This window comes from uncultured Bacteroides sp., assembly GCF_958445495.1.
Taxonomy (GTDB): domain Bacteria; phylum Bacteroidota; class Bacteroidia; order Bacteroidales; family Bacteroidaceae; genus Bacteroides.
On sequence record NZ_CAUCSQ010000023.1, the window covers coordinates 32,326 to 57,736 of the forward strand.

General features: G+C 46.2%; 22 protein-coding genes and 1 pseudogene. 11 read left to right on the forward strand and 12 right to left on the reverse strand.

Annotated features, from left to right (window positions below; translation table 11 throughout):
* Positions 1-179: 179 nt before the first annotated feature.
* Positions 180-1,103, reverse strand: coding sequence for a Ppx/GppA family phosphatase (locus tag Q5076_RS09775; protein ID WP_303012802.1), 924 nt, complete (start codon positions 1,101-1,103; stop codon positions 180-182).
* Positions 1,100-3,190 (reverse strand): RNA degradosome polyphosphate kinase, encoded by a 2,091-nt coding sequence (locus Q5076_RS09780; RefSeq protein WP_303012803.1) that lies wholly within the window; start codon positions 3,188-3,190, stop codon positions 1,100-1,102. Before Q5076_RS09780 ends, Q5076_RS09775 begins: the two co-directional genes overlap by 4 nt.
* Before the next feature lie 171 nt (positions 3,191-3,361).
* On the opposite strand from Q5076_RS09780, the gene Q5076_RS09785 reads away from it, so the two are divergent.
* Both Q5076_RS09785 and Q5076_RS09790 read left to right on the forward strand, forming a co-directional pair.
* Positions 3,362-3,943 (forward strand): HdeD family acid-resistance protein, encoded by a 582-nt coding sequence (locus Q5076_RS09785; RefSeq protein ID WP_303012805.1) that lies wholly within the window; start codon positions 3,362-3,364, stop codon positions 3,941-3,943.
* 69 nt (positions 3,944-4,012) lie between these two features.
* The gene (locus Q5076_RS09790) at positions 4,013-4,312 is read left to right on the forward strand and encodes a thioredoxin family protein (protein ID WP_303012838.1); all 300 of its coding nucleotides are present in this window, start codon (positions 4,013-4,015) and stop codon (positions 4,310-4,312) included.
* Positions 4,313-4,551: 239 nt separating this feature from the next.
* Here the strand turns inward: Q5076_RS09790 and Q5076_RS09795 are convergent, their stop codons facing one another.
* Both Q5076_RS09795 and Q5076_RS09800 read right to left on the reverse strand, forming a co-directional pair.
* Positions 4,552-5,319 (reverse strand): glycerophosphodiester phosphodiesterase family protein, encoded by a 768-nt coding sequence (locus tag Q5076_RS09795; RefSeq protein WP_303012806.1) that lies wholly within the window; start codon positions 5,317-5,319, stop codon positions 4,552-4,554.
* A gap of 462 nt (positions 5,320-5,781) precedes the next feature.
* Positions 5,782-5,916, reverse strand: coding sequence for a hypothetical protein (locus Q5076_RS09800; RefSeq protein ID WP_303012807.1), 135 nt, complete (start codon positions 5,914-5,916; stop codon positions 5,782-5,784).
* A 99-nt stretch (positions 5,917-6,015) separates the two neighbouring features.
* Here Q5076_RS09800 and Q5076_RS09805 point away from each other — a divergent pair, with 99 nt between their 5' ends.
* The 8 genes and pseudogenes from Q5076_RS09805 to Q5076_RS09840 form a co-directional block, all read left to right on the forward strand.
* The gene (locus Q5076_RS09805; RefSeq protein ID WP_303012808.1) at positions 6,016-6,882 is read left to right on the forward strand and encodes a DUF3737 family protein; all 867 of its coding nucleotides are present in this window, start codon (positions 6,016-6,018) and stop codon (positions 6,880-6,882) included.
* Between the two features lie 4 nt (positions 6,883-6,886).
* On the forward strand, positions 6,887-8,047 hold the full coding sequence (locus Q5076_RS09810; RefSeq protein ID WP_303012810.1) for a MalY/PatB family protein: 1,161 nt from the start codon (positions 6,887-6,889) through the stop codon (positions 8,045-8,047).
* A 21-nt stretch (positions 8,048-8,068) separates the two neighbouring features.
* Positions 8,069-8,992, forward strand: a complete 924-nt coding sequence (locus Q5076_RS09815; RefSeq protein WP_303012840.1) for an EamA family transporter — start codon at positions 8,069-8,071, stop codon at positions 8,990-8,992.
* A gap of 300 nt (positions 8,993-9,292) precedes the next feature.
* A complete protein-coding gene (locus tag Q5076_RS09820; protein ID WP_303012811.1) occupies positions 9,293-9,445 on the forward strand; it encodes a hypothetical protein in 153 nt (50 codons plus the stop codon).
* Between the two features lie 2 nt (positions 9,446-9,447).
* Positions 9,448-11,331 (forward strand): amidophosphoribosyltransferase, encoded by a 1,884-nt coding sequence (locus Q5076_RS09825; protein WP_303012813.1) that lies wholly within the window; start codon positions 9,448-9,450, stop codon positions 11,329-11,331.
* Positions 11,332-11,360: 29 nt separating this feature from the next.
* Positions 11,361-12,512 carry a glutamine-hydrolyzing carbamoyl-phosphate synthase small subunit gene (gene carA / locus Q5076_RS09830; RefSeq protein ID WP_303012815.1) on the forward strand — a complete coding sequence of 384 codons (1,152 nt, stop codon included), beginning with the start codon at positions 11,361-11,363 and terminating at the stop codon, positions 12,510-12,512.
* Between the two features lie 9 nt (positions 12,513-12,521).
* Positions 12,522-15,749, forward strand: a complete 3,228-nt coding sequence (gene carB, locus Q5076_RS09835; RefSeq protein WP_303012816.1) for a carbamoyl-phosphate synthase (glutamine-hydrolyzing) large subunit — start codon at positions 12,522-12,524, stop codon at positions 15,747-15,749.
* 100 nt (positions 15,750-15,849) lie between these two features.
* Positions 15,850-16,133 (forward strand): annotated as a pseudogene (locus tag Q5076_RS09840) (site-specific integrase); the annotation flags it as partial.
* Between the two features lie 144 nt (positions 16,134-16,277).
* Here the strand turns inward: Q5076_RS09840 and Q5076_RS09845 are convergent.
* The 7 genes from Q5076_RS09845 to Q5076_RS09875 all read right to left on the reverse strand — a co-directional run bounded on the left by Q5076_RS09845 (position 16,278) and on the right by Q5076_RS09875 (position 22,789).
* Positions 16,278-17,534: a DUF2931 family protein gene (locus tag Q5076_RS09845; RefSeq protein WP_303012818.1), complete on the reverse strand. Its 1,257-nt coding sequence runs from the start codon at positions 17,532-17,534 to the stop codon at positions 16,278-16,280.
* Positions 17,535-17,768: 234 nt separating this feature from the next.
* Positions 17,769-18,059 (reverse strand): hypothetical protein, encoded by a 291-nt coding sequence (locus Q5076_RS09850; RefSeq protein WP_303012819.1) that lies wholly within the window; start codon positions 18,057-18,059, stop codon positions 17,769-17,771.
* An 18-nt stretch (positions 18,060-18,077) separates the two neighbouring features.
* Positions 18,078-19,085, reverse strand: coding sequence for an ankyrin repeat domain-containing protein (locus tag Q5076_RS09855; RefSeq protein ID WP_303012820.1), 1,008 nt, complete (start codon positions 19,083-19,085; stop codon positions 18,078-18,080).
* 368 nt (positions 19,086-19,453) lie between these two features.
* A complete protein-coding gene (locus Q5076_RS09860) occupies positions 19,454-20,053 on the reverse strand; it encodes a TetR/AcrR family transcriptional regulator (RefSeq protein ID WP_303012821.1) in 600 nt (199 codons plus the stop codon).
* Between the two features lie 510 nt (positions 20,054-20,563).
* Complete coding sequence (locus tag Q5076_RS09865) at positions 20,564-21,367, reverse strand: helix-turn-helix domain-containing protein (RefSeq protein WP_303012822.1); 804 nt, start codon at positions 21,365-21,367, stop codon at positions 20,564-20,566.
* A gap of 1 nt (position 21,368) precedes the next feature.
* Complete coding sequence (locus Q5076_RS09870) at positions 21,369-22,295, reverse strand: hypothetical protein (protein WP_303012823.1); 927 nt, start codon at positions 22,293-22,295, stop codon at positions 21,369-21,371.
* Positions 22,292-22,789, reverse strand: coding sequence for a GNAT family N-acetyltransferase (locus Q5076_RS09875; protein WP_303012825.1), 498 nt, complete (start codon positions 22,787-22,789; stop codon positions 22,292-22,294). The genes Q5076_RS09870 and Q5076_RS09875 overlap by 4 nt, the downstream gene beginning before the upstream one ends.
* Before the next feature lie 542 nt (positions 22,790-23,331).
* On the opposite strand from Q5076_RS09875, the gene Q5076_RS09880 reads away from it, so the two are divergent.
* Entirely contained in the window at positions 23,332-24,378 is a 1,047-nt protein-coding gene (locus Q5076_RS09880; RefSeq protein WP_303012842.1) for a mannose-1-phosphate guanylyltransferase, read from the forward strand.
* 3 nt (positions 24,379-24,381) lie between these two features.
* On the opposite strand, the gene Q5076_RS09885 is transcribed toward Q5076_RS09880, so the two are convergent.
* Entirely contained in the window at positions 24,382-25,275 is an 894-nt protein-coding gene (locus Q5076_RS09885; protein ID WP_303012826.1) for a helix-turn-helix domain-containing protein, read from the reverse strand.
* Between the last annotated feature and the right edge of the window lie 136 nt (positions 25,276-25,411).

The window sequence follows — 25,411 nt, forward strand, 5'->3', positions numbered from 1 at the left end:
TTCTGACTGATAAACAAAAAAACCGTATCATTACTCAAAATGAAGCGCCCCCCAAAAGTTTTGTGTCTAACTTTTGGGGGGCACTTCAAAAACAGAGTTGATACGGTTTTTTTATTGCCGATGAAAGGTGTCGAGTTTCAGATGAAAAACACCTGCCCGCACGTCTGCCTGTCCGCTCATTAAGAGGGAGTGACCGGAGAGGTCTTCATGTCCCGTGTGTACAGGCTGTCGATGATACCGTCAGACAAGCCGATGGTCGGTACGATGATTTCCGTAGATTGGCTGTGTGTCGCCACTTCCAGAAATATTTCCGCAGCGGGCACTATGACATCCGCCCTGTCCGGTTTCAGCTTGTATTGCTTGATACGCTGTTCGAGCGGCAGTTCTTTCAGCGTCTCATGGATTTTCCGCAATGATTCCACCGGCAGGGAAGAGGTCTTTTTGTCTTTTTTGTCCGCCAGCCGGAACAGTTTGTTGATGTTCCCTCCCGAACCGATGATATGGATGGGGGCGTACTCCGTGGCGAGACCCGCCAAGTCCGTACGCAACGCTTCTTTTTCCTCCTCTTTCACCATGCCGCTGAGCATGCGGACAGTACCTATGTTGTAGGAACGGGAACTTTTCAGTTCTCCGTTGCTGATGAGGTTGATTTCCGTACTTCCGCCCCCTACATCGACGTACAGGTAGTTTTGTCCGGAGGCGAAAAGCTGCTCGATATGATTGTCATATACGATGTGCGCCTCTTCCTGTCCGCCGATGATTTCCACGCGGATTCCTGTCTTTTTCGCTATCTGCCGGGCGATTGCCTCGCCGTTTTTGGCGTCGCGCATGGCGGAGGTGGCGCAAGCGCGATAATTCACGACATCGTAAATCTTCATCAGTTGTTTATAGGCTTTCATCAGCCGGACCAGTTTCTTCTCCTTCTCGGCGGAGATGACCCCTGTCGTGAAAGCATCCTCTCCCAGGCGTAGCGGGACGCGGATAAGCTGCACCTTGCTCATCAGTTCGGGCGCATTTTCTTCGTTTACGCATTTTATCAGTAACCGTACGGCATTGGAGCCGATATCGATGGCCGCATAATTGACTTTCTTCATATTTATCATTCTGTAGTTTTGTATTCGTCATATAATTTCTCCTGCGAGCGGAAAGGAGGGATAGCGTTCTCGTCCAGCGGCGGAATGAGAGGCAGCGTCCATGCTCTGTTGGTTCCCGTTCCGTCTACGACACGGCCTTTTACCGTATCCTGGAATCCGTAACGGACAATCCGTTTTAAGTCTGCCCGTATCTCAGGGTCGTAAACGGGAGCCAGCACTTCGATGCGGTTATCCATGTTCCGGGGCATCCAGTCTGCCGAACCGATGTAATATTTCTCCTCTCCGCCGTTGGCGAAGATAAAGATACGGGAGTGTTCGAGGTAACGGTCGATGATACCGTTGACGTATATGTTTTCGCTGACGTTCGGAACGCCTGTCACCAGAGAACAGTTGCCCCGTACTACCAGCTCTATCCGGACTCCGGCGGTCGAGGCTTCGTAGAGTTTCTCAACAAGGGGCCGGTCGGTGATGTGGTTGACTTTGGCGAGGATATACGCCTCTTTCCCCTGTTCCTTATTCTTTATCTCTTTGTTGATGAGCGCGAGCAGCCGGCTGCGCATATCGTTGGGAGAGACAATCAGTTCTTTGAACCTGACGGGCGTGTACGGCTTCTCGATGAAGTCGAATACGGCATTTACTTCCCGTACGATGGGGCGGTGGGCGGTCATGAGCGTATAGTCGGTGTACATCCGCGCATTTCCTTCGTGGAAATTTCCCGTGCTGATGCAGGCGATATCTCCGTGGCGGGTTCCTATGTGCACCAGTTTGGAATGGATCTTCAGACTCTCCACTCCGAAGATGACGTGAATCCCCGCATCCTGCATTTTCTTGCTCCAGTTGATGTTGGAAGCTTCGTCAAAACGTGCCAGCAGTTCGATGACTACGGTAACCTTTTTTCCGTTTTTGGCTGCACATATCAGCGCTTTTACCACTTTGGAGTCTTTTGCCAGCCGGTAGAGGGTCATTTTGATTGTTTTCACCTCCTTGCTGATGGCGGCTTCGCGCAATATGCGGATGAAAGTGTCAAAGCTGTGGTAAGGGTAGTGCAGCGAGCGGTCTTTCTGCCGTATCAGGGAGAGCAGGCTCTCCGGACCGTTCAGCTCCGGCTTGAAAACGGGTTCCCAGGCGGGATATCGTAATTCGTTGTGTCCGCAGGTTGGAAATTTCATCAGGTCTTTGAAATTGTGATACCGTCCTCCGGCTACACGGGTGTCGTTTTTGTCGATGTTCAGCCGGTCGGTCAGCTTTTTCAGCAGGTCTTTGGGAATTTGCTCGTCGTAGACGAAACGAATCGGTTCGCCCTTTTTACGGCTTTTTACCCCTTTGGAGATTTTTTGAAGCATTCCCGTGCGCAAGTCGCTGTCGATTTCCATTTCCGCGTCTTTCGTGAATTTGAACGTGTATGCTTCATAGTCGGTGTATTTCATGCCCACAAAAATCATCGGCAGGCAATAGCGGATTACGTCGTCGAGAAACATCAGATAGGTTTTCCCTTCCGAATCGGGAAGCTGGATGAAACGGCCGAATTCTCCGGTGGGCAGTTCGATTACCGCATAGTCTTTCTCTTTTATTTTCCCTTTTTCGTCTTTGCGGAGCAGGCGGATGGCAAGATAAATATCCTCGTCCGTCTGGTCGTCCAGCGGCCGGGTTCCGTTGAGGAAGAGCGGGTTGGTCGAACCGTTCAGCCTGTTGCGGTAAAAGGAGGTGATGAATGCTTTCTGTTCGTCCGTCATCTCCGTTTCCTTGATAACGCAAATGTCTTTTTTCTTTAATTCTTCCATGATGGAAACGAACGTCTCTTCAAACTGGACGTAGTACCGGTTGTGCAGCTTTCCGATTTGTTTCAGTGTACGCCTGGCTATTTCCTGTTCTTTCTGCATGTTTTTGTCGGCGTATTCGACGATTCTGTTGAGAGTTGCCACCCGCACGCGGAAAAACTCGTCCAGGTTGTTCGAATAAATGCCGAGGAAAGAGAGCCGTTCCAGCAACGGTACTTCCGGGCGCGCCGCTTCAATCAGGATACGTTGGTTGAAGTACATCCAACTGATGTCACGTTCAACGTAAGGACGCTTCTTTGGGGTTGCGCTTGATTTCATGATGGAGATTCTATTTATTTATTTTCTGCAAAAGTATTCAAGTAAGATGTAACGGTTATAACAATATTGTTACGAACTTATTACAATGTCAGTTTGTTATTTTTATATATCAATGGAAACACTTATATTCGCAAAAGTATTGAAACAGACTTGGTTAAAAAAATAGAAGTTATGAAAACAATGAATTATTCCCTTATTCGCATTCTCTTTGCACTTGTGATAGGTTTGGTACTGGTTATTTGGCCGAATGCCGCTGCCGGTTATATCGTCATTACGGTAGGTGTCGCTTTTCTGATTCCCGGAGTCATTAGCCTTTTAGGTTATTTCGGGCGTAAAAAATCGGAAGAGGGAGTTGCCCCCCGTTTCCCGATAGAGGGTGTCGGCAGCCTGCTTTTCGGGCTTTGGCTGATTGTGATGCCCGAATTTTTTGCGGATGTCCTGATGTTCCTGTTGGGATTTATCTTGATGATGGGAGGAGTGCAGCAAATCGCTTCCCTGTCGATGGCGCGCCGCTGGACTCCTGTTCCGGGAGCGTTTTACCTGGTTCCGTCCCTGATTCTGATTGCGGGGATTGTCGCCTTGTTCAATCCGACAGGAGCGCGTAACACCGCCTTTATCATTATCGGCATCAGCAGTTTGGTCTATTCGCTTTCCGAATTGGTGAACTGGTTCAGGTTTACCCGCCGCCGTCCGAAAAATCCGGTTCCGCATCAGGAGAAGGAAAATATTGAGGATGCGAAGATTATTGAATAGGACAAACCTTTTTGCACGTTCGTTGTTCTATCCTGTATTAAATAATATGGAATTAATGATATGGAAAAGATGACGGATGTGCAGAAACAACTGGAGGCGGCAGCCGGAACCGGCCATTTGGTATTGGTCGTGTTCTACGCCGATTGGTCGCCTCATTATGAATGGATAGGGCCCGTGCTTCGTACTTATGAGGAAAGAACCGTAGAATTGATAAGGGTGAATACGGAAGAAAATGGAGCGGTGGCCGACGCCCGTAATGTGGAAACGGTTCCGACTTTCCTTTTGTTGCATAAAGGCCATGAGCTATGGCGGCAGGTAGGGGAGCTTACGGTGGAGGAACTGAAAGACGTGCTGGATGATTTCAGGTGAGCCGGTTGTAATCTTTTATTGATGTTGCCGGATAAGCCTGCCTCTTTCTTCGAGACAGAAATCCTGTTTTGTAAAATGCTGATATTCAATATCCTATTCGACCGGGTCGTTCCTTTAAAAGAAACGGGTGTTTCCTTTTAAAGGAAACACCTGTTCGACACCGAGAAACGATTGTTTCCTTTTAAAGGAACAACCGGGGGCTTTCAACCCGGATATTCGATGGTTGGAAACTCTTCCCGTTATCTATTATTTTTTACTGTTTCCTGCAAAATCAACGGCTCGTTGGTAGTGATGAAATCTACTTTACGGTCCATCAGCCATTTCATCTCGTCCGCGTCGTCGATGGTCCACACATTGACCTTTAAACCGAGGTCATGGGCTTCTTTTATCCATTCCGGATGTTTCTTTATCACTCCCATGTGATAGTCAAGGCCGGCAGCGCCGAGTTCTTTCAGTTCTTTGGGAGACAGCTCTCCGTTCAGGTAGAATACGGGCGTCCCGGCGGGAGCCAGGCGAATCAGTTCTTTCATCGCATGCAAGGAAAAAGTGATGTATTCCATCCGGTCTTCCAGTCCCGTTTTCTTTACCAGGGCGAGAATTCCCTCTACGGCTTTGGTTTCGCGTTTCTTGCTGTTAAGCGCTTTCAGTTCGAGAATCAGCCGGGTAGAACATTTTTTCCCGGCTTCCAGGTATTGTTCCAGACTGGGCAGGTTTTCTCCGTTAGATAGTTTGAGCCCCGTCAGCGCATCTCCTTTGGAATACTCCATCGGCCTCATTTTATATACAGGGTCATGGTTGACTACCAGTTTGTTGTCCTTGGTAAGCCATACGTCAAATTCCGAACCGTAACATCCGATGGAGTCCGCTTTCAGAAGTGATGAAATACTGTTCTGGGAAGCTCCCGGAGTTTTCCAAAAACCGCGGTGGGCAATCACTTTAGTCTGCGCCTGCATGCAGCAGGCAACCATTAGCAAGGCAGAAGCCATCATCATTTTCTTTAAACTCATTTGTCTGATTTTTTAGTTTTATAGATTAAAATCGGGTTTGCCCTCAAAATTATAAAAAAGAAAATGCAAATCGGGCAATTATATGCTAATCTGCGTTAATCCCGGAGTTTTTGGAGCGGAAATGTTACGGGAAGATTAACGGGACGGCCGAATAATCCGCCGTTTCTCCCTGTCGGGCGGGAAATCAGTTTTTCATGTGCCCTTTCTGCTGTCCTGAACCGTCCGGTCTGTAGTTTCTAACCGGTTTGTCTGCTGTCGCTTATTCGTTCCATAGCTGTCTCCCTTCCGTTCCACATCTGTTTCCCTTTCGTCCCACATCTGTTATCCTTCCGTTCCACAAATGTGGAACGAACCGCCGATAGTATCCGGAGGTTTTGGTTTTACGTACGCCTATGACTGAAACCGGTGTTCCGGTACTTCACGGCGGGAAAGCGTATTCGGGCCGTTCCGGTGAAAACGTTTTCAAGAAGCCGAAAAAAGGGCAAGGAATTGCCGGTTACCTCCGGAACCGGTCGTACGCGGGGGCTGTACGGTCATTTTGCGGATTGGGACTCCTGTCATTTTACTCCATATCGCTAAATCTGTAATCAGGGTCATACAATCTGTAATTTGTCTACAAAGGAAATCTCTTCTTCTTCCGAACTTTGCGGCAGGAACAAGAAAATCCGAATAAACAATCCCATAAACAACTCAATTATGAAACTGATTAAAGACACTCAATTCGGAGGTGAACGCCCGTTGTTCGCCTCGCATGACTTGCACTTGGACCATGTGACTATCCTTGCCGGAGAATCCGCCATTAAGGAGTGCAGCAACATCGTCGCAACCAATTGCCGGTTTGAAGGAAACTATCCTTTCTGGCATGTACACGGCTTCACGATTGACCGCTGCTTCTTCGATGTCGGCGGCCGTTCCGCCCTGTGGTATTCCGACCACCTGAAAATGACGGATACCCGTATCGATGCCCCCAAGATGTTCCGCGAAATGACCGACATCGAAATCGAAAACGTGGAAATGACCGATGCCGACGAAGTATTCTGGCGTTGCAAGAATCTGGATATTAAAAACCTGAAACTGCACGGGGGAACTTATCCGTTCATGTTCAGCAGCCATATCCGCATCGACGGGTTGGAAAGCGACAGCAAATATGTCTTCCAGTATGTGAAGGATGTGGAGCTCCGCAATGCCCGAATCACCACGAAAGATGCTTTCTGGGAGGTGGAGAACGTGACTATTTACGATTCCGAGCTGAACGGCGAATACCTTGGCTGGCACTCGCGCAACCTGCGCCTCGTGAATTGCCACATCACCGGCGAGCAACCGCTGTGTTATGCCCATGACCTCGTATTGGAGAACTGCACTTTCGGTCCGGACTGCGACCGCGCTTTTGAATACAGTTCGGTGCGGGCGACTGTCAAAGGTGCGATAGGCGGAGTGAAAAATCCGCGCACGGGCAGCATTACCGCCGAAAGCTACGGCGAGATTATTATCGACGGGAATATTAAAGCTCCGGGCGATTGCGAACTGAAACTTTGGGACGAATGTACTTGCTTTAGCGACTGATGCCATGAGATACGATTTTGACGAACCGGTGGAACGCCGCCGCACGAACTCTTATAAATGGGACAGTGAGCCGGAAGGCGTGCTGCCGATGTGGGTGGCGGATATGGATTTTCGGACGGCTCCCTGCATCACCGGGGCTTTGCAACGGCGCGTGGCACACGGCATATTCGGTTATACCCGCGTGCCGGACGAATATTATGACGCAGTGATAGGTTGGTTCGGCCGCCGCCACGGCTGGGAGCTGCGGCGGGAATGGATGATTTACACTTCGGGCGTTGTGCCTGCCGTGTCAGCCGTCATTAAGGCGCTGACCGTTCCGGGCGACAAGGTATTGGTACAGACACCCGTATATAATTGCTTCTTTTCGTCTGTCCGCAACAATGGATGCGAGGTGGTAAGCAGCCCTTTGCTGCAAACGGGCGATACATACCGGATAGATTTCGACGACCTGGAACGGAAAACGGCCGACGGGCGGGTACGGATACTGTTGCTCTGTAATCCGCATAACCCCGCCGGCCGCGTGTGGACGAGAGAGGAACTGGCGCGTATCGGTGAAATCTGCCTGCGCCGCGGCGTGACGGTCGTTTCGGACGAGATACATTGCGAACTGGTGTTTCCGGGACATGTTTACACGCCTTTCGCCGCGCTGTCGGACGAGTTCCGGCAACATTCCGTAACTTGTGTCTCTCCGAGCAAGGCGTTCAACATTGCAGGTTTGCAAATAGCCAATATCGTCTGCGCCGATGAAGAAATGCGCCGGAAAATCGACAAGGCAATCAACATCAATGAAGTCTGCGATGTGAATCCTTTCGGGGTGGCAGCTACCGTCGCGGCGTATAACGAGGGGGAGGAATGGCTGTCGCGACTGCTGGAATACCTGTATGGCAATTTCCTCTACATGCAGGGTTTCTGCCGGAAGTACCTGCCGGACTTCCCGGTTATGCGGTTGGAAGGGACGTATCTGGTCTGGATGGATTGCCACAGGCTGAAACGCACTTCGGAAGAGATAGAAGGATTATTGGTGAAAGATGCCGGGCTGCACCTCAATGCCGGAACGATGTACGGCGAGGCTGGCGAGGGATTTATGCGTTGGAACATCGCCTGTCCGCGTTCACGCCTGGAGGAAGGCTTGGAAAGGTTTCGGAAGTTCACCGGCAGAATGTAAACGGGAGGGGATATGGAAACTGTGAAGAGGCGGCTTGCGGTCATTACCGCCTATTTTCTCGTTTATGTGGTCTGGGGCTCTACCTATTATTTCATCGGAGTGGCGTTGAGCGGTTTTCCTCCGTTCCTGCTCGGAGCCTTGCGTTTCACGATGGCGGGACTGTTGTTGCTCGTGCTTTGCCATTGCCGTAAAGAGGCCGTTTGCCGGAAGAATCTGGTTGTCCGTTCTGCAATAAGCGGCATCGTGCTGCTCTTCATCGACATGGCGGTCATCATGCTGGCACAGCGTTATGTCAGCAGCAGCCTGGTGGCTATCGTGGCTTCTTCAACGGCTGTCTGGATTATGCTGCTCGACGTGCCGATGTGGAAACGGAATTTCAGGAACCTGTCGGCGGCCGGCGGTATCCTGCTGGGTTTTGCGGGGGTGGGATTGCTGTATATGGAGCAACTGGGCGGTGAAACGCGGGGCACGCACAGTGAATACGGCATCCTGCTGCTTATCGGAGGTTGCCTGTCGTGGGCTCTCGGTACGCTTTATACGAAATACCGTTCCTGTGGGACGGAAAGCGTGAATGAGTTCGCCGGTTCCGCCTGGCAGATGTTTGCGGCGAGCCTTATGTTCTGGCTGTGCGCTTTTCTGAACGGCGATGTGCAGGCTACGGATTTCGGGGAAGTTCCCCGTAAGGCGTGGTTGTCGCTGTCATACTTGATTTTTTTCGGCTCCATCTTGGCTTACTCCGCCTATGTCTGGCTGCTGAAAGTCCGTCCGGCTACGGAGGTCGCTACGCACGCTTACGTCAATCCCGTAGTGGCGGTGATTATCGGAGCCGGTTTCGGAGGCGAACAGGTGACGGCGGTGCAATTGTCCGGGCTATTTGTCATTTTGGCAAGCGTGATGCTGGTAAACCGTAACGGCGGGGCAAAACAAAAAGGAAAACGTTCATAAAACCGTTTGAGGATAAACAGCCGGAATCATGCTTCCCTGCCTTGAGACTTGTTTGTAGGATGCCGTTTATGATATAAAAGTGAAAAAAAACGGCCGTTCGTTCTTTCAATCCGTTAGTTTTATACCTGTAATTCCCCTTTGATTGTAAGATGTTTCTTTTTGAATCAAAAACAATATATTATTTAACTTTTTGATATGTTTACATGCTTTTTATTGGCTTATGTCAAATAAATAGGGAATTTGTTGTCTTTATGTTATTTGTAATATGTATATTTGCAGCCGGAATAAAAATATTGAAGTATGTACAGGACAGTTCCGCCCGCCTGCCGTATCGCCGTATGTAAGGGTAAGTTTGCCGGGGAATCCGGCAAAGCCGGTAACCGGTGGAAAACGGTAAAGGCGGGACAAATGGAAAGGCAATGTGCTGATTCGCCAACAAGAAGAACGGATTAAAAATGGAACAGTTGAAACATGAATGCGGCGTCGCCATGGTACGCCTGCTCAAACCTTTGGAATATTACGAAAGGAAATACGGGACGTGGATGTACGGCCTGAACAAACTCTATCTGCTGATGGAAAAGCAGCACAACCGCGGGCAGGAAGGCGCGGGATTGGCTTGCGTGAAGCTGGAGGCGAATCCCGGTGAGGAATATATGTTCCGGGAACGTGCCCTGGGGGCCGGCGCCATTACCGAGATTTTCGGGGCTGTGCAGGGCAACTTCAAAGAGCTGACTTCGGAACAGTTGCATGACGTGGCATTCGCCAAACGCACTTTACCTTTCGCCGGCGAAGCGTATATGGGGCATCTGCGTTATTCCACCACCGGCAAATCCGGCATTTCGTATGTGCATCCGTTTTTGAGAAGGAACAATTGGCGTGCCAAGAATCTGGCTCTCTGCGGTAATTTCAACATGACGAATGTGGACGAGATTTTTGCCCGTATTACCGCTATCGGGCAGCATCCCCGCAAATATGCGGATACTTATATCATGCTGGAACAGGTGGGGCATCGTCTGGACCGTGAAGTGGAACGTTTGTTCAACCTTGCCGGGGCCGAGGGGCTTACGGGGATGGCTGTCACCGATTACATAGAAGAGCATATCGACCTGGCGAACGTGTTGCGTACTTCCAGCCGTGACTGGGACGGGGGATATGTCATTTGCGGTTTGACCGGAAGCGGTGAGTCTTTCGCTATCCGTGACCCGTGGGGGATTCGCCCGGCTTTTTGGTATCAGGATGACGAAATCGCCGTCCTTGCTTCCGAACGCCCGGTTATCCAGACGGCTTTCAACGTCCCTGTGGAAGAAATCAAAGAGTTGCAACCCGGACAAGCATTGCTGATTGGCAAAAGCGGCAGGCTGCGGACGGTACAGATAAACAAGCCCCGTGAAAAGCGGGCTTGCTCGTTCGAGCGTATTTATTTTTCCCGCGGCAGCGATGCGGACATTTACAGGGAACGGAAGCTGCTGGGCGAGAAACTGGTCCCGAATATCCTGAAAGCTGTCGGTTATGATTTGGACCATACGGTTTTTTCTTTCATTCCCAATACGGCGGAAGTAGCTTTCTACGGCATGTTGCAGGGGTTGGACAAGTATTTGAACGAAGAGAAGGTACGGCAGATTGCGGTATTGGGGCATCATCCGGATATGGAGGAACTGGAAGCTATCCTTTCCCGCCGTATCCGTAGCGAGAAGGTGGCTGTCAAGGATATCAAACTCCGCACTTTCATTGCCGAAGGGAACAGCCGTAATGATTTGGCTGCCCATGTGTATGACATTACCTACGGGAGTCTTGTCGCGGGGGTCGACAGTCTGGTGATTATTGACGACAGTATCGTGCGCGGAACAACGTTGAAACAGAGCATTATCGGTATCCTCGACCGTCTCGGACCGAAGAAAATCGTTATCGTGTCATCTTCTCCGCAGGTCCGCTATCCCGATTATTACGGCATAGACATGGCGAAGATGAGCGAGTTTATCGCTTTCAAGGCTGCTATCGAGCTTTTGAAGGAACGTGATATGATGGATGTGGTTGCGGCCGCTTACCGGAAGTCCAAAAATCAGGCGGGATTGCCGAAAGAACGGATGGTGAATTATGTCAAGGAGATATATGCGCCGTTTACGGATGAGGAGATTTCCGCCAAGATGGCGGAGTTGCTGACTCCGGAGGGCACGAGAGCGAAAGTGGAAATCGTCTACCAGCCGTTGAAGGGGCTTCGTGAGGCTTGTCCCGCCCATAAGGGAGACTGGTATTTTAGCGGTGACTATCCCACGCCGGGGGGTGTGAAGATGGTAAACCGGGCATTTATCGACTACATTGAGCAACTGTATCAATTCTGACAACCGTACAATGATTCAGTAATAGAAGAATGAGAAATGTGACATTAATCCTTGACGACGGGAGCCGGTTTTCCGGCAAGTCGTTTGGCTATGAGAAGCCGGTGGCGGGCGAAGTGGTTTTCAATACTGCCATGACCGGATATCCGGAGAGTCTGACGGACCCTTCTTATGCCGGACAGTTGATGACGCTTACTTATCCGTTGGCGGGCAACTACGGGGTTCCTCCTTTTACCGTCGGACCGAACGGGCTTGCCGTTTTCATGGAAAGCGGGAAAATCCATGCGGAGGCGCTTATCGTGAGTGACTATTCTTATGAATACAGCCATTGGAATGCGGTGGAGAGCCTCGGCGACTGGCTGAAACGGGAACAGGTTCCCGGTATCACGGGCATTGACACGCGCGAACTGACTAAGGTTCTTCGGGAGCATGGAGTGATGATGGGAAAAATCGTTTTCGACGATGCGGAGAGTGAAGGGTTGGAAACGGAGAGTTACGGGAACATTAATTTTGTGGACAGGGTGAGTTGCAAGGAAATAACCGCTTATCTTCCCGACGGCGCTTCCCGTGTTTTTCCGGCAGGCATTTCCCGCGAACAGCTCAATTCCGGGCTATCGGATTTTGATGCTCATTTGAAAAGGGTGTTGCTGGTGGATTGCGGCGTGAAGGCCAATATCATCCGTTGCCTGTTGAAGCGGGGTGTGGCGGTGGTGCGCGTGCCTTGGAATTATGATTTCAACGGGCTGGATTTTGACGGGTTGTTCATTTCCAACGGGCCGGGCGACCCGGACACTTGTGACGCCGCCGTGCAGAATATCCGTAAGGCGATGAAGAACGAGAGTCTTCCTATTTTCGGCATTTGCATGGGGAACCAGTTGTTGTCGAAAGCCGGAGGGGCGAGGATTTATAAGTTGAAATACGGGCATCGCAGCCACAACCAGCCGGTACGGATGGTGGGTACGGAGCGTTGTTTCATTACTTCCCAGAATCATGGTTATGCCGTGGACAGTGATACGCTGGGGGCGGACTGGGAACCGCTGTTTATCAATATGAACGATGGCTCTAACGAGGGAATCAGGCATAAGACGAATCCTTGGTTTTCTGCACAGTTCCATCCGGAAGCTGCCGGCGGGCCTACGGATACGGAGTTTTTATTCGATGAGTTTGTAAATCTTCTGAAATAACCGACAGTCATGAAAGAAACTAAAAAGAAAGTGTTGTTGCTGGGTTCCGGCGCCTTGAAAATCGGTGAGGCCGGTGAGTTTGATTATTCCGGTTCGCAGGCGCTCAAGGCATTGAAGGAGGAGGGGATTGAAACGGTTCTTATCAATCCGAATATCGCTACGGTACAGACTTCCGAAGGGGTGGCCGACCGGATATATTTCCTTCCGGTCACTCCGTATTTTGTGGAGAAGGTTATCCGGAGGGAGAGGCCGGATGGCGTCATGCTGGCTTTTGGCGGTCAGACGGCGCTGAATTGCGGCGTGGCTTTGTATCGGGAGGGAATCCTTGAGAAATATGATGTGGAGGTGCTGGGTACTCCGGTGCAGGCTATTATGGATACCGAGGACCGGGAGCTTTTCGTGCGGAAGTTGAATGAAATCGGCGTGAAGACTATCCGGAGCGAGGCGGTGGAGAGTGCGGAAGCCGCCCGCCGGGCTGCAAGGGAACTGGGGTATCCGGTGATTGTCCGTGCCGCTTATGCGTTGGGTGGCCTGGGGTCCGGGTTCTGCGACGATGAAGGGCAACTGGATGTGCTGGTGGAGAAGGCTTTTTCTTTTTCTCCGCAGGTGTTGGTGGAGAAGTCTCTTCGGGGCTGGAAGGAAGTTGAGTATGAGGTGGTGCGCGACCGTTTCGACAACTGCATTACGGTTTGCAATATGGAGAATTTCGACCCGCTGGGAATCCACACGGGCGAGTCTATCGTCATCGCTCCGTCCCAGACGTTGACGAATAGCGAGTATCACAAGCTTCGTGAGCTTGCCATTCGCATTGTCCGTCACATCGGCATTGTCGGCGAGTGTAACGTACAGTATGCTTTTGATCCCGAATCCGAGGATTACCGGGTCATAGAGGTGAATGCCCGCCTGTCCCGTTCGTCCGCCCTGGCGTCTAAGGCAACCGGTTATCCCCTGGCTTTTGTCGCCGCTAAGCTGGGGCTGGGATACGGGCTTTTCGATTTGAAGAATTCGGTGACGAAGACTACTTCCGCTTTTTTCGAACCTGCACTGGATTATGTGGTATGCAAGATACCGCGTTGGGATTTGGGCAAGTTCCACGGTGTGGACAGGGAACTGGGCTCTTCCATGAAGTCGGTCGGGGAGGTCATGGCTATCGGGCGTACTTTTGAGGAGGCTATCCAGAAGGGGCTTCGCATGATAGGGCAGGGGATGCACGGGTTTGTGGAGAACAAGGAGCTGGTTATCCCGGATATCGACAAGGCGCTCCGTGAACCGACCGACAAACGCATTTTTGTCATTTCCAAGGCTTTCCGTGCCGGATATACGGTTGAACAGGTGCATGGATTGACGAAGATTGACAAGTGGTTCCTTCAGAAGTTGATGAATATCATGAGGACTTCCGAGGAGCTGCACGGCTGGGGGGATAATCACAAACAGATTGCAGACTTGCCCGTGCCGTTACTGAGGAGAGCGAAGGTGCAGGGTTTTTCCGATTTTCAGATAGCCCGCGCCATCGGCTACGAGGGGGATATGGAAGACGGCATCCTTTATGTCCGCAATCACCGCAAGCGTGTGGGGGTTCTTCCGGTGGTGAAGCAGATTGATACTTTGGCCGCCGAGTATCCGGCACAGACCAATTATCTTTATCTGACATACAGCGGCACGGCGAACGATGTGCATTATCCGGACGACGGCAAATCCATTGTCGTGCTGGGCTCCGGCGCTTATCGTATCGGTTCTTCGGTGGAGTTCGACTGGTGCGGTGTCCAGGCGTTGAATACGATTCGCAAGGAGGGGTGGCGCAGTGTCATGATTAATTATAACCCGGAGACGGTTTCTACGGATTATGACATGTGTGACCGTCTGTATTTCGATGAACTGACTTTCGAGCGTGTGATGGATATTCTGGATTTTGAGAATCCGCACGGTGTTATCGTATCTACCGGAGGCCAGATTCCGAACAACCTGGCTTTGCGCCTGGATGCGCAGAAGGTGAATATTCTCGGTACGAGCGCCCGGAGCATCGACAATGCGGAGGACCGGGAGAAGTTTTCTGCCATGCTTGACCGTATAGGGGTGGACCAGCCGCGTTGGCGCGAACTGGCTTCGATGGACGATATCAACGAGTTTGTCGATGAAGTGGGTTTCCCGGTGCTTGTGCGCCCGTCTTATGTGCTTTCGGGCGCTGCTATGAATGTTTGTTCCAACCGGGAGGAGCTGGAGCGTTTCTTGAAGCTGGCGGCTAATGTGTCGAAGAAGCATCCGGTGGTGGTGAGCCGGTTTATAGAGCATGCCAAGGAGGTGGAGATGGATGCGGTGGCGCAGAACGGCGAGATTATGGCGTATGCCATCAGCGAACATATCGAGTTTGCCGGCGTGCATTCCGGTGACGCGACCATCCAGTTTCCGCCGCAGAAGTTGTATGTGGAAACGGTGCGCCGCATCAAGCGTATCAGCCGCGAGATTGCCAAGGCTTTGAGTATTTCCGGTCCTTTCAATATCCAGTATTTGGCAAAGGACAATGACATCAAGGTTATTGAGTGTAACCTTCGCGCCAGCCGTTCTTTTCCTTTCGTGAGCAAGGTTTTGAAGATAAACTTTATCGAGCTGGCAACCAGGGTGATGTTGGGGCTTCCTGTCGAAAAACCGGAGAAGAGTCTCTTTGAGTTGGATTATGTAGGAATCAAGGCTTCGCAGTTCTCTTTCAACCGCTTGCAGAAGGCGGACCCTGTGTTGGGGGTGGATATGGCTTCCACCGGTGAAGTGGGTTGTATCGGTACGGATACTTCGTGTGCCATATTGAAGGCGATGCTTTCCGTGGGCTACCGGATTCCGGAGAAGAATATCCTGCTTTCCACAGGTACGATGAAGCAGAAAGCGGATATGATGGATGCGGCGCGCATGTTGGCGGATAAGGGCTACAGGCTTTTTGCGACCGGCGGCACGCATAAGGCTCTCGTTGAAAACGGCATTGAGAGCACGCATGTGTACTGGCCGAGTGAGGAGGGGCATCCGCAGGCATTGGAGATGCTTCATAACAGGGAGATTGACATGGTGGTCAATATTCCGAAGAATCTGACGGCCGGGGAGTTGGACAACGGGTATAAGATTCGCCGTGCGGCTATCGACTTGAATATTCCCCTGATTACGAATGCCCGTCTGGCAAGTGCGTTTATCCATGCTTTTTGTACGATGGGGGTTGACGATATAGCCGTTAAGAGCTGGGAGGAGTATAAATGAGGTAAGGAATAGCAGGTTATTATATATTAAGTGGAAGAGGCTGCCTTGAGGCAGCTTCTTTCGTATGGACGAGTATGACGGAGGTTTTGATTTTCCGGGTATCTTGAAAGATTTTCAGACCATGAACAAGGTATTTGGCGACATGGTGGAAAAGAAATTCCGTGCAAAGTCTGCCTGTAACAAATACCTGACCGTTTACAAGCACGGGGAATTATCCGTACCGACCCGTTCGGCGAGTACAAGCTCGAAATGGAAGAGACAGACCGGGGCTACCTCACGGAAGAAGAACTGCAAACCATAGCCAATACCGTGTTTGCGGACAAGCAGACAAACCTCGTCCGTGACATGTTCCTTTTCGGCTGCTTCACCGGGTTGAGTTACTTATGTGGTGGTAAGTACTCCCCGTTTCTAAAAAAGGCAACTGTCTGCACGAGTAGCGGAGACTCGATACCTGTTCCTATCCAAAGTAATACTTTGAGAATAGCATTCTTCAATCTCCTTATCAGCACCCTTTTTGTCCGGCTGCGTTTATTCTTTCTTTTTTGTGTCTTTATCATAGCGATACACATTCTTTCCGATTTTCAGGCTTATATTTTTTAGCTCACCACTTTTATCCAACCGTATCACGAAATCGCCCAGTTGTGAACAGTCGCCACCGAATGACGAACTGAAAAAATCGAAAATCTCTTTGGGCTTGAAATCCAAGTGGGTACTTTGGTATCTGTTCTGCCATTCCAACCGAATATATTTAGGGCAGACCTGCATCTTATAATCACAATCGGGAGTTTGTTTTGGGGAAGTATTATCATATTCTCCGTTACAGAGAACCAACTCCATATTATGCAATTTATCGTCCGGCGATTCCGTTTCAACCACGATACGGTAATTATACCGGATATGGCTGTTATCAAAAAAGAGAGTGTCCGGCAGTCCGTTCGCTTCCAGATTCTCCCAGACCTCATTCCGAACTTTCTCCTTATCGTATTTATAATATATACCATCACAATCCATCTTGTACCCCCACAGGGCTTCCAATTCTTCTTTTCCCTTGAATGAACACACCTCGGTACGCCGTCCCCCATGTATATCACTACGTAGCCATATTTGAACGATTCCATACGGAGCGCACCCGATAACCAACCCGTCATAATGTTGTTCTTCATTCCTTCCATTCAACCACCGCTCATAATACAACTTATTAATTTTTTCTACGGGTAAATCCTCTTCCACATGGTACACTTTATCTTCCACATAAGACAAATAGCTTATATCAATATGTACGGGAAGCGAATCGGAAAGAATATATATCTTTTCGCCCCCTTTTCCCCATGCGTCGCTTTCCACTGCTATCAATTTATATGCCTTTCTTCCAAGCCTATATGCGTCACCATTCGGTAATGATATTTTGCAGTCACAAACAGTGATAGGATAAAGGTAAGGAGTATTTATTTCCACTATCAGATAATCAGAGATAGGTCGTACTTTTTGATTCAAACTGGCAAAAACGATGATGGCTATCCACAGCACTATCAATCCACTATTGATACAAGCCGAGAGTAAAATACTCTCTTTAAGAAGGAACTTGGCAATCAGCACGCTAACGGCATAAACTGCCGCAATCGCCAAAACTGTATAGACCACAGTATTGAGTGCATCTATCATACCTTGCCCCATCGCATCGCTTGTGGGTACTTTTGCACGACCATGTTCAATAGCCCATTCCAGTGCTTCAAGATAAGCGAAAAAGGTCAGTAAATAAAGAAGTATATGCAGTATTATTTTCATTTTAGTTTTGTTTTGTTGGTTATTTTTATGAAACACGAAATACCTGTTGCCAAAAGTAGATGGATGAATAAGAGACTTTGGAACAACTCAAATAGATAAAGAAAGTCTTTATCTGTATCATGTACTTGTAATCTGCCCGATTCCGCATAATACAAATAATATCCCGCTCCGGTGGTGGTAACTACCGATATAATGATAGCTGTTAAACGGTTTTTATAGTTGTGCAGCCATAAGTCAGCTATGATAAATAGCAAGAAACAAGGCAACCGGCATCACATACGCCTCGAATCCCTTGTCACTGTACGTCACCGCTTCCGGCAGCTTGTTCAGCGTATCTGCCACGAACCGCATCACCCGCCCGTTCTCGGCAAGCTGTTCCAGCCCGGCAAATTCCCCCGCATCCTTGCCGCTTTGTATCATTCCTTCCATTGTTTCCACCAGAACTTGTACCTTCTCCGCAATCTCTGGTTCTGTCGTTACCGCTGCCCGTAACAGTTCTTGGCTTAATGTTGATGTTGTTTCCATATCAATAAACGCTTTATACTATTTATATTCTTGTGTGAGCAGATTCCATAGTTCGGGGTTAGTCTGTTTATCAACAAGTAGCAATAATAATTCGCCACTTCTGGGCTTTGCTCCGGCATCAAGCAATATTTTGACAATCTCCGTATTATTCTTTTTCACAGCTATATACAATAGAGATTCATTATGATAATCTTCATTCGGATTTGCTCCCCGTTCTATAAGCATCTGCACACGCTTGACATCATGCTCCAAAATAGCCATCCATAAACAAGAATATCTACCGCTGTTCACATTAGCTCCCCGTTCAATAAGTAAATTAGCCGTGTAAGAATCTCGGTTTAAAATAGCCAGATATAGTGCTGTACGCTCAATGCTACCACCTCCCCTGCCATTATACTCTTTTGTTCCGGTAGCATTTATATCCCACCCGTTATCCAATAGAAATGCTGTAATAACAGCAGCTTGCATGGATAATGAATCGCTACAATCGCTCTCATTATCACGAATCTTGTTTGTATAATAGTACCAAACCATAATATCTGGCAGATTCTCATAGTCCGCTTTGGGATTTTCGCACATATAGCGCTTTGCAAAATCAATCCTATTTTGGCTAAGCATATAGCTGAACGGATGATTATCCCGATATCCGGCACGTGACAATGCGGTAACCAGGCCCTCATAAGAAATCTTGTCATCACGAAGTTTCTTCCGTGCTTCATCTATCACGTGCCAATGATACAGTCTTTTAACTTCGCTTATTGCCACATACACGGGAAAAATAATATAAAGGGTAATCATTACCCCCCAGATTATATTGCGTGTTGCGGGTTCACTGCATTTATAAATAGCCAATATCAGGGTGGTTGGAAATGCTATACAAATCACTGCCGGTATGATAAACAATAGGATGATGCCATCACCGGCAGGACCTCCTATACGAAACGTTTTTGACAGTGCCCATATTAAACTGCTACAAACAGGTACAGATATAGCAATTGCAAGTATTATCAATTTTAGTTTATCCATATTCTTCTTTTTTTATTTTTCTTCCTCTTAATCAAAGACATTTAAATCTTAATTACTTTACATCTCAGATTGTAGGGGCAATTTCCAAATTTATTCCACCATCTTTCAATCGCCCTGCGTGGAGTAGCCGAACACCAATCGCCCATACATACTTTGTCGTTGGTTACCTAAAATGCCGCAATCGGGAACAAGAACAAACTTCTTAATTACATCGGGTGCAGTCCATTTTCCCCAAATATACCACAAACTTTCAGAAAACACAGTGTTTGCTGTATATTATTTCGTGCAGACACAAAAAAAGCACCCCGAAAGGTGCTTCACATATCACATAAAAGATTGAATGATATTCAATTGCCGTTCAAAAAGAATCATTTCAGCAGTTTATATACAGCGTCAAATTGCCGTTTCAGTCGTTCGGCATCAAGTCCCGTGGTAAAAGCCAGCACGTATGACATTCCCAGATGTGCCATTCGGAACATATCGACAATCTCTTCCGTGGCAATATCCTTTCTGATTTCCCCCGTTGCGATTGCCCTCTCAATAATCTTTCGCCACATTTGTTGGTCTTTCTCAAAGATAGCATCCATTTTCTCCACAAAGTTCGGATAATACTTGTACGCTTGGAACAAGAACTGAAAATAACATTTGGCACATTCCTTTCTATCCACCCCCAGTTCATTGCTTAGATAATCCATTGTCCTTTCCACTCCTTCGATATAGGTTTGCAGGAAGTCCCGCAATGAAATATCTTCCGCAAACACGAACTTGTTTTCCACCTTGTGCGGTTCAAAGATATAGGTATCTACAACCGCCTTGAACAGTCCCAGTTTATCCTTCGTATGATGGTAAATGCCCCGGCACGACAATCCGATAGCTTTCTCCAGTTTTACCACCGTCACTTTCTCGTAATTGTCCTGTAAGAACAGCCGGAACGCATTTCTATATATTTCAGCCTTATTCGTTTTCATATCAGCGCAGCATATATTTATCTTTGGTTTCTACGAAGATAATACATTTCTTCCGAACAGCCATAACCCCATCCGTAAAACCTCACATACACCCCCTTTTTAAGATAAGTCATAGGGCAGGTGCAGATATATCTCTATATATGGCTGTACCCTGTATCTGTAAAATACATCTTGAATATCGACGATTTACAAACTCCTAAAAATGCATAGTGCAATCCTCTTTCTGCCCTCCCTTTCATTTTCCGTCCATCCGTTCACCCTCAAAAATCCCCCAATAAAAAACACCGCATTTATTTCCTATTTTCAGTCTATTTTTGTACATTTATATCAAGTTATCAGAGCAGAGCGAAGAAACGCAAAGGACTCCGCACCGTTACTAATTCGTTACCTGTTACCTGACTTTCTACTCTTTACGTCTTGACAATTAGTTAATTAAACTTTTCCCGCAGTTTTTTCCGTTATATATTTATTGAAGCATTTGCTTTGCTATTGAATGATTCTATTTATCTGCTATAACTCAGATGGTTTTTTATTTGTTAGACATTGAGACTCTTTTGCAAAATGAGAGAAGTCTGTATATCCCAACTCATCATACGAATTACTGCTTCCTTTAGAGCGGTAATTCATCAAAGCAATTTTAAACCTCAAGGCTCTAAAGCATTGTTTTGGTGACATACCTAATACCTCTCTAAAGTATCTATTCAGTGTAGATGTTGATACCCAAACTTTCTTACTGACCATATTCGATTTGAAGTCACCGCAATGAGTAATGTAATAAACTGCTTTAATTACGGTCTCTAATTTATAATCAAACTTGAAGATATCTATATTCGATAGAAGATAGTTTTCTGCATAGCTGACACGTTCATCAAAGGTCTTTTTAGATTTTAGCTCTTCAATAATTGTGTTATCTATATAATTATCCAATGGTTTGTAACTGTCCAATAAGCAAGGAATATCATCCTTCAAAAACGGATATAACACACCCGGTTTGAATTTAATTGCAAATTCATGTGTTCCCGGTGCGTGTATTATGGTCATTGCATCTGCCAAACTACCACATAGTTTATTGCCCGTAGTATCTTTGATACCGAGTTTTCTATCCACTTTAAACGTCTGACTTTTACTTGTAAGATTCACAGAGGCGACAATATTTACATTAGGAAGAGCAACTATTGAGAATGGAGTTATTAAATTACTTTCCGTTGTAATTTCAAAGTAATATTCAACAATATCCCTCAACTCAAAGCAGGGATATTTAATCCTTACATGGTCGTTTATTTCATCTTCATATATAACTTTAGATTTCAACATATTATTTTCTGAATAGGTGTAACAACTGTATTCCTAACCCCATAGTCAGCATACGTTCTTTTTTATTTGCTAATAATTTTTGAGTCCAATCAAGTAATCCTCCATCGCCAATTTCGTATTCTACACCATCAGCTATAATTTTGGCTTTAATTCTCATACCGTAGTAATAGTTATTTTGTGAATCTGATTCGGCAATACGAACATCAAAACCGCTATTTTTAATATGTGATAAGCTATTAGATATCAATGGGCTGTTGCTGTCATATCCTTTACAAGGAATAATCTCAAAAAACAGATTATTAAACCCAAAAACACTTTTGCATACATCTTGAGTTATAGCAAAGTGTTTATGTATTTCTGTTTTCTCAAATTCAAAACTACCCGTATCCATACCGCAGGAAATTAGACACAGAATAGGGAAATGAGGTGTAAAGTTGGGATTAGAGAAAACTTGAGTCCGTATAACTCTCGACACATTGCTGAAATTATACGTTTTCCCCGACAATTCGTTGTTTTTCTTCAATGAAGCGTAATGTAAGGCTATTGAATTTGTTGGGTCTGACTGAACTTCTGTATTTCGGAGTGCTGTAAGAACTTTCTTTTGGTTTACAGTTGCCATTACACTACTTGTACCTAATTGAGCAACAGGAGATAACTCAATTAATTCAAAATTACTATTTGCTACTATTTTACAACACTCTAACTCTTCTTCTTTAAATTTCAGAAAGTCTAATTGTGCAGGTTTAACGAGTTTGTTTTTAGTGTATTTTTCCAATAGTGAAGAGGGAGTTTCTTGCATAACACGTTTTTCAAACACCTCTAAAAGCAAAGAATTTAACTCTGAACCACTCAATTTATTAGACAGTATATCAACAATATCATTTAAGTTGTATCTGCCGATTATATGTTTTATTGCTTCATCTTTCATGTTTTCCTTATACTATATATATGTTCATCAAATATTTGTCCTTTTTTTATCACAGACGATTTGATAATAGCCTCTTTCTCAAAACCAACTTTTTCTAATACCTTCATTGATGCCATATTATATTCAAAAATATTTGCATATACTCTTTGCATTCCTAATTGATTAAAAGCCATTTCAACTAACAGTCTAACTGTTTCTGTTGCATATCCATTTCCCCAATATGGTTCGCCTATCCAGTATCCGATCTCGGCATTAATTCTATATACATCGCTTTGAGGATTCAGGCTACAACAGCCAATAAATTCATTTTCTGAATATATTCCAAACACGAGTCCTAATTCTCCTGTTTTAGCTAATTCAATAAAAGAAACTGCATTATCAATCGAGTAGGGATGAGGAAATATATCACGTAAGTTTTTAGCAATCTCATAGTTATTTGCTAACTGAGATATTACACGAGGTGATTCATTTTCTATTTTACGTAACTGTATCATATCTATACTTTTATCTTTTTACAAAGATATGCCTATTTATGAGATGATTAGGTGTAAAAACGAATCAAATTTCGTTGAATTGCATTTTTACACCTAAAATTGAGAGTTCTGCAAAAGAAATATATTTTATTTAGCAATATAGATTAAAGGATTATTTATTTCTTTGTAGGAGAGTTATTTGAAACAATGGAAAAACACGGCAGATTAAAGAAGTTCGCTCGTTTCTAAGTCATTACCTAAATAAAAACGCCTATGTTTGAGATTAAAGAATGAAAGGCCGTTTATCCGGTATAAATTCAATGAAAAAGAAATAAGATGGAAATGATAAGGTAGTGCTTTATAGGGGATAAAGCTATGCTTTACGAATACCAAAGCATAGCTTTAGAGTCTATAAAGCGTAGGTATTAGATTTTTATAGGATTAGAAAATAGGACGAAAAACTAAAAATAACAGGTTTCTTTTATATTTACTTGTAAAATAGAATTTTTTAGGTTAACTTGCACAAGTTATTCTGAAAATATTTTTATTGAGTGAGTATAAGTATGGATAATCATGTGGTAATAATGGCCGGTGGCATTGGCAGCCGTTTTTGGCCGATGAGTACACCGGAATGTCCCAAGCAGTTTATAGATGTGATGGGTTGTGGACAGTCACTAATTCAGTTGACGGCGGCTCGTTTTGACGGTATATGCCCTAAAGAAAATATGTGGGTAGTGACATCGGAGAGGTATATGGATATCGTTCGCGAACAGTTGCCGGATATTCCGGAAAGTAACCTTCTGGCAGAACCATGTGCACGTAATACGGCTCCTTGTATCGCATTTGCATGTTGGAAGATTAAGAAACTGCATCCGAATGCCAATATTGTGGTGACTCCTTCTGACGCATTGGTCATTGATACGGGAGAATTCCGTCGGGTGGTGGAAAAAGCACTTCGTTTTACGGATGATAGCAGTGCCATTGTTACGATTGGCATTCAACCTGTTCGTCCTGAAACCGGATACGGATATATTGCCGCAGGAGAACATATAACGACAGATAAAGAGATTTATGTCGTAGATTCTTTTAAGGAGAAACCGGACAGGGAGACTGCCGAGAAATATCTTTCGGAAGGAAGTTATTTTTGGAACGCGGGAATCTTTGTGTGGAATGTGCGTACCATAACTTCTGTGATGCGTGTGTATGCTCCAGGTATTTCCCAGATTTTCGACCGTATTTTTCCTGATTTCTATACGGAAAAGGAAGCCGAATCAATCCGGAAGTTGTTCCCGACCTGTGAAAGCATATCTATAGATTATGCCGTGATGGAGAAGGCGCAGGAAATCTATGTGCTTCCATCTTCTTTCGGCTGGTCTGATTTGGGAACGTGGGGAGCCCTGCGTGGGTTGTTGCCACAGGATAAATGTGGAAATGCTACGGTGGGAAGTGATATCCGTTTGTATGAAAGCAAAAATTGCATCGTGCATGCAAGTGAGGAAAAACGGGTGGTCGTACAAGGACTGGACGGATATATCATCGCGGAGAAAGGGAATACCTTGTTGATTTGTAAATTGGAGGAGGAACAGAGAATTAAGGAATTTTCCCGATAAGCCTTATTTCGATTTTTGATATTCCAGAGGAGTCATGCCTGTCATTCGCTTGAAAAACTTGCTGAAAAAAGAGGGATTAGGGAAATTCAATTCATCGGAGATTTGATAAACGAGTAGATTGCTATGTTTTAACAATACTTTGGCTTCCAATATAATGGACTGGTTTATCCAGTCCATTATTGTTTGTTGGCTGGTTTGTCTGACAACGGTATTGAGATAACGGGGAGTGAGGCATAATCTGTCTGCATAGAAATTGACATTCCGTTCTTGTTTGCTGTGAATATTGACTAAAGATATGAAGCGCTGGAATATCTCTTCCTGCCGTGTCTGGCGGTTGTGTTCTTTTTGGTTGTTCTGGGCAAGGTATTCTATACTGTATAAAAGGCTTGCCAGTAAGTGCCGGACTGCTTCCTTACGAAAGACCGGTTCCTGCAATATGTCCCATATCAATGTGAAATAGCTTTGAAAACGGGTATATTCTTGTTGGGTTAGAGATAATATGATGTTTCTCTGCAAATATGAGAGACGGGTGAAGAAGTCGTCTTTTTCGGATATGGGAAGAAATTCTGTATCCATGGCTATCATTTGCATATCGAAGTCTGGAGATATCTCTAGAATCTGAAAAATGGAATTCGGGACGATTAATAGTAATTTGCCGGCCTGGAAATCTTGCTTTATTAGATTGACTAATACACGCGCATGGCCTTGTTTGATTATTATGATACGTCCTTCTTTGATACGGTAGGGTTGGTTCAGTATGATAAGATTAGACTCTAGTTTGGCAAAGCTGGTTATAAATCCGAAATGCGGCGATATGAAACGATATTTGTGGTTTCGGACAATATCGAGATTTCCCAATATGTCAAGTCCTATATTTAAGGGAGTTTTCTTTTCCATTTTTTCTCTCTGTTTTCCTGCAAAGATAATAAAAAGGAGAAAATCTTCTTTTAATTTTGCGCTTAATCGGACTATCGGGACATATTTGTTAACTTTCAGAATGTAGGTGTGTCTTTGAAAGCTCTATCTTTGTCTT

Excerpts from the sequence above, each read along its gene's own strand:
- Q5076_RS09855 (WP_303012820.1), bottom strand. The coding sequence starts at position 19,085 with ATGGATAAACTAAAATTGATAATACTTGCAATTGCTATATCTGTACCT.
- Q5076_RS09845 (WP_303012818.1), bottom strand. The coding sequence starts at position 17,534 with ATGAAAATAATACTGCATATACTTCTTTATTTACTGACCTTTTTCGCT.
- Q5076_RS09805 (WP_303012808.1), top strand. The coding sequence starts at position 6,016 with ATGAAACTGATTAAAGACACTCAATTCGGAGGTGAACGCCCGTTGTTC.
- Q5076_RS09780 (WP_303012803.1), bottom strand. The coding sequence starts at position 3,190 with ATGAAATCAAGCGCAACCCCAAAGAAGCGTCCTTACGTTGAACGTGAC.
- Q5076_RS09785 (WP_303012805.1), top strand. The coding sequence starts at position 3,362 with ATGAAAACAATGAATTATTCCCTTATTCGCATTCTCTTTGCACTTGTG.
- Q5076_RS09800 (WP_303012807.1), bottom strand. The coding sequence starts at position 5,916 with ATGACCCTGATTACAGATTTAGCGATATGGAGTAAAATGACAGGAGTC.
- Q5076_RS09885 (WP_303012826.1), bottom strand. The coding sequence starts at position 25,275 with ATGGAAAAGAAAACTCCCTTAAATATAGGACTTGACATATTGGGAAAT.
- Q5076_RS09865 (WP_303012822.1), bottom strand. The coding sequence starts at position 21,367 with ATGTTGAAATCTAAAGTTATATATGAAGATGAAATAAACGACCATGTA.
- Q5076_RS09825 (WP_303012813.1), top strand. The coding sequence starts at position 9,448 with ATGGAACAGTTGAAACATGAATGCGGCGTCGCCATGGTACGCCTGCTC.
- Q5076_RS09850 (WP_303012819.1), bottom strand. The coding sequence starts at position 18,059 with ATGGAAACAACATCAACATTAAGCCAAGAACTGTTACGGGCAGCGGTA.
- Q5076_RS09795 (WP_303012806.1), bottom strand. The coding sequence starts at position 5,319 with ATGAGTTTAAAGAAAATGATGATGGCTTCTGCCTTGCTAATGGTTGCC.
- Q5076_RS09820 (WP_303012811.1), top strand. The coding sequence starts at position 9,293 with ATGTACAGGACAGTTCCGCCCGCCTGCCGTATCGCCGTATGTAAGGGT.
- Q5076_RS09810 (WP_303012810.1), top strand. The coding sequence starts at position 6,887 with ATGAGATACGATTTTGACGAACCGGTGGAACGCCGCCGCACGAACTCT.
- carB (WP_303012816.1), top strand. The coding sequence starts at position 12,522 with ATGAAAGAAACTAAAAAGAAAGTGTTGTTGCTGGGTTCCGGCGCCTTG.
- Q5076_RS09880 (WP_303012842.1), top strand. The coding sequence starts at position 23,332 with ATGGATAATCATGTGGTAATAATGGCCGGTGGCATTGGCAGCCGTTTT.
- Q5076_RS09860 (WP_303012821.1), bottom strand. The coding sequence starts at position 20,053 with ATGAAAACGAATAAGGCTGAAATATATAGAAATGCGTTCCGGCTGTTC.
- Q5076_RS09870 (WP_303012823.1), bottom strand. The coding sequence starts at position 22,295 with ATGAAAGATGAAGCAATAAAACATATAATCGGCAGATACAACTTAAAT.
- Q5076_RS09775 (WP_303012802.1), bottom strand. The coding sequence starts at position 1,103 with ATGATAAATATGAAGAAAGTCAATTATGCGGCCATCGATATCGGCTCC.
- Q5076_RS09790 (WP_303012838.1), top strand. The coding sequence starts at position 4,013 with ATGACGGATGTGCAGAAACAACTGGAGGCGGCAGCCGGAACCGGCCAT.
- Q5076_RS09875 (WP_303012825.1), bottom strand. The coding sequence starts at position 22,789 with ATGATACAGTTACGTAAAATAGAAAATGAATCACCTCGTGTAATATCT.
- carA (WP_303012815.1), top strand. The coding sequence starts at position 11,361 with ATGAGAAATGTGACATTAATCCTTGACGACGGGAGCCGGTTTTCCGGC.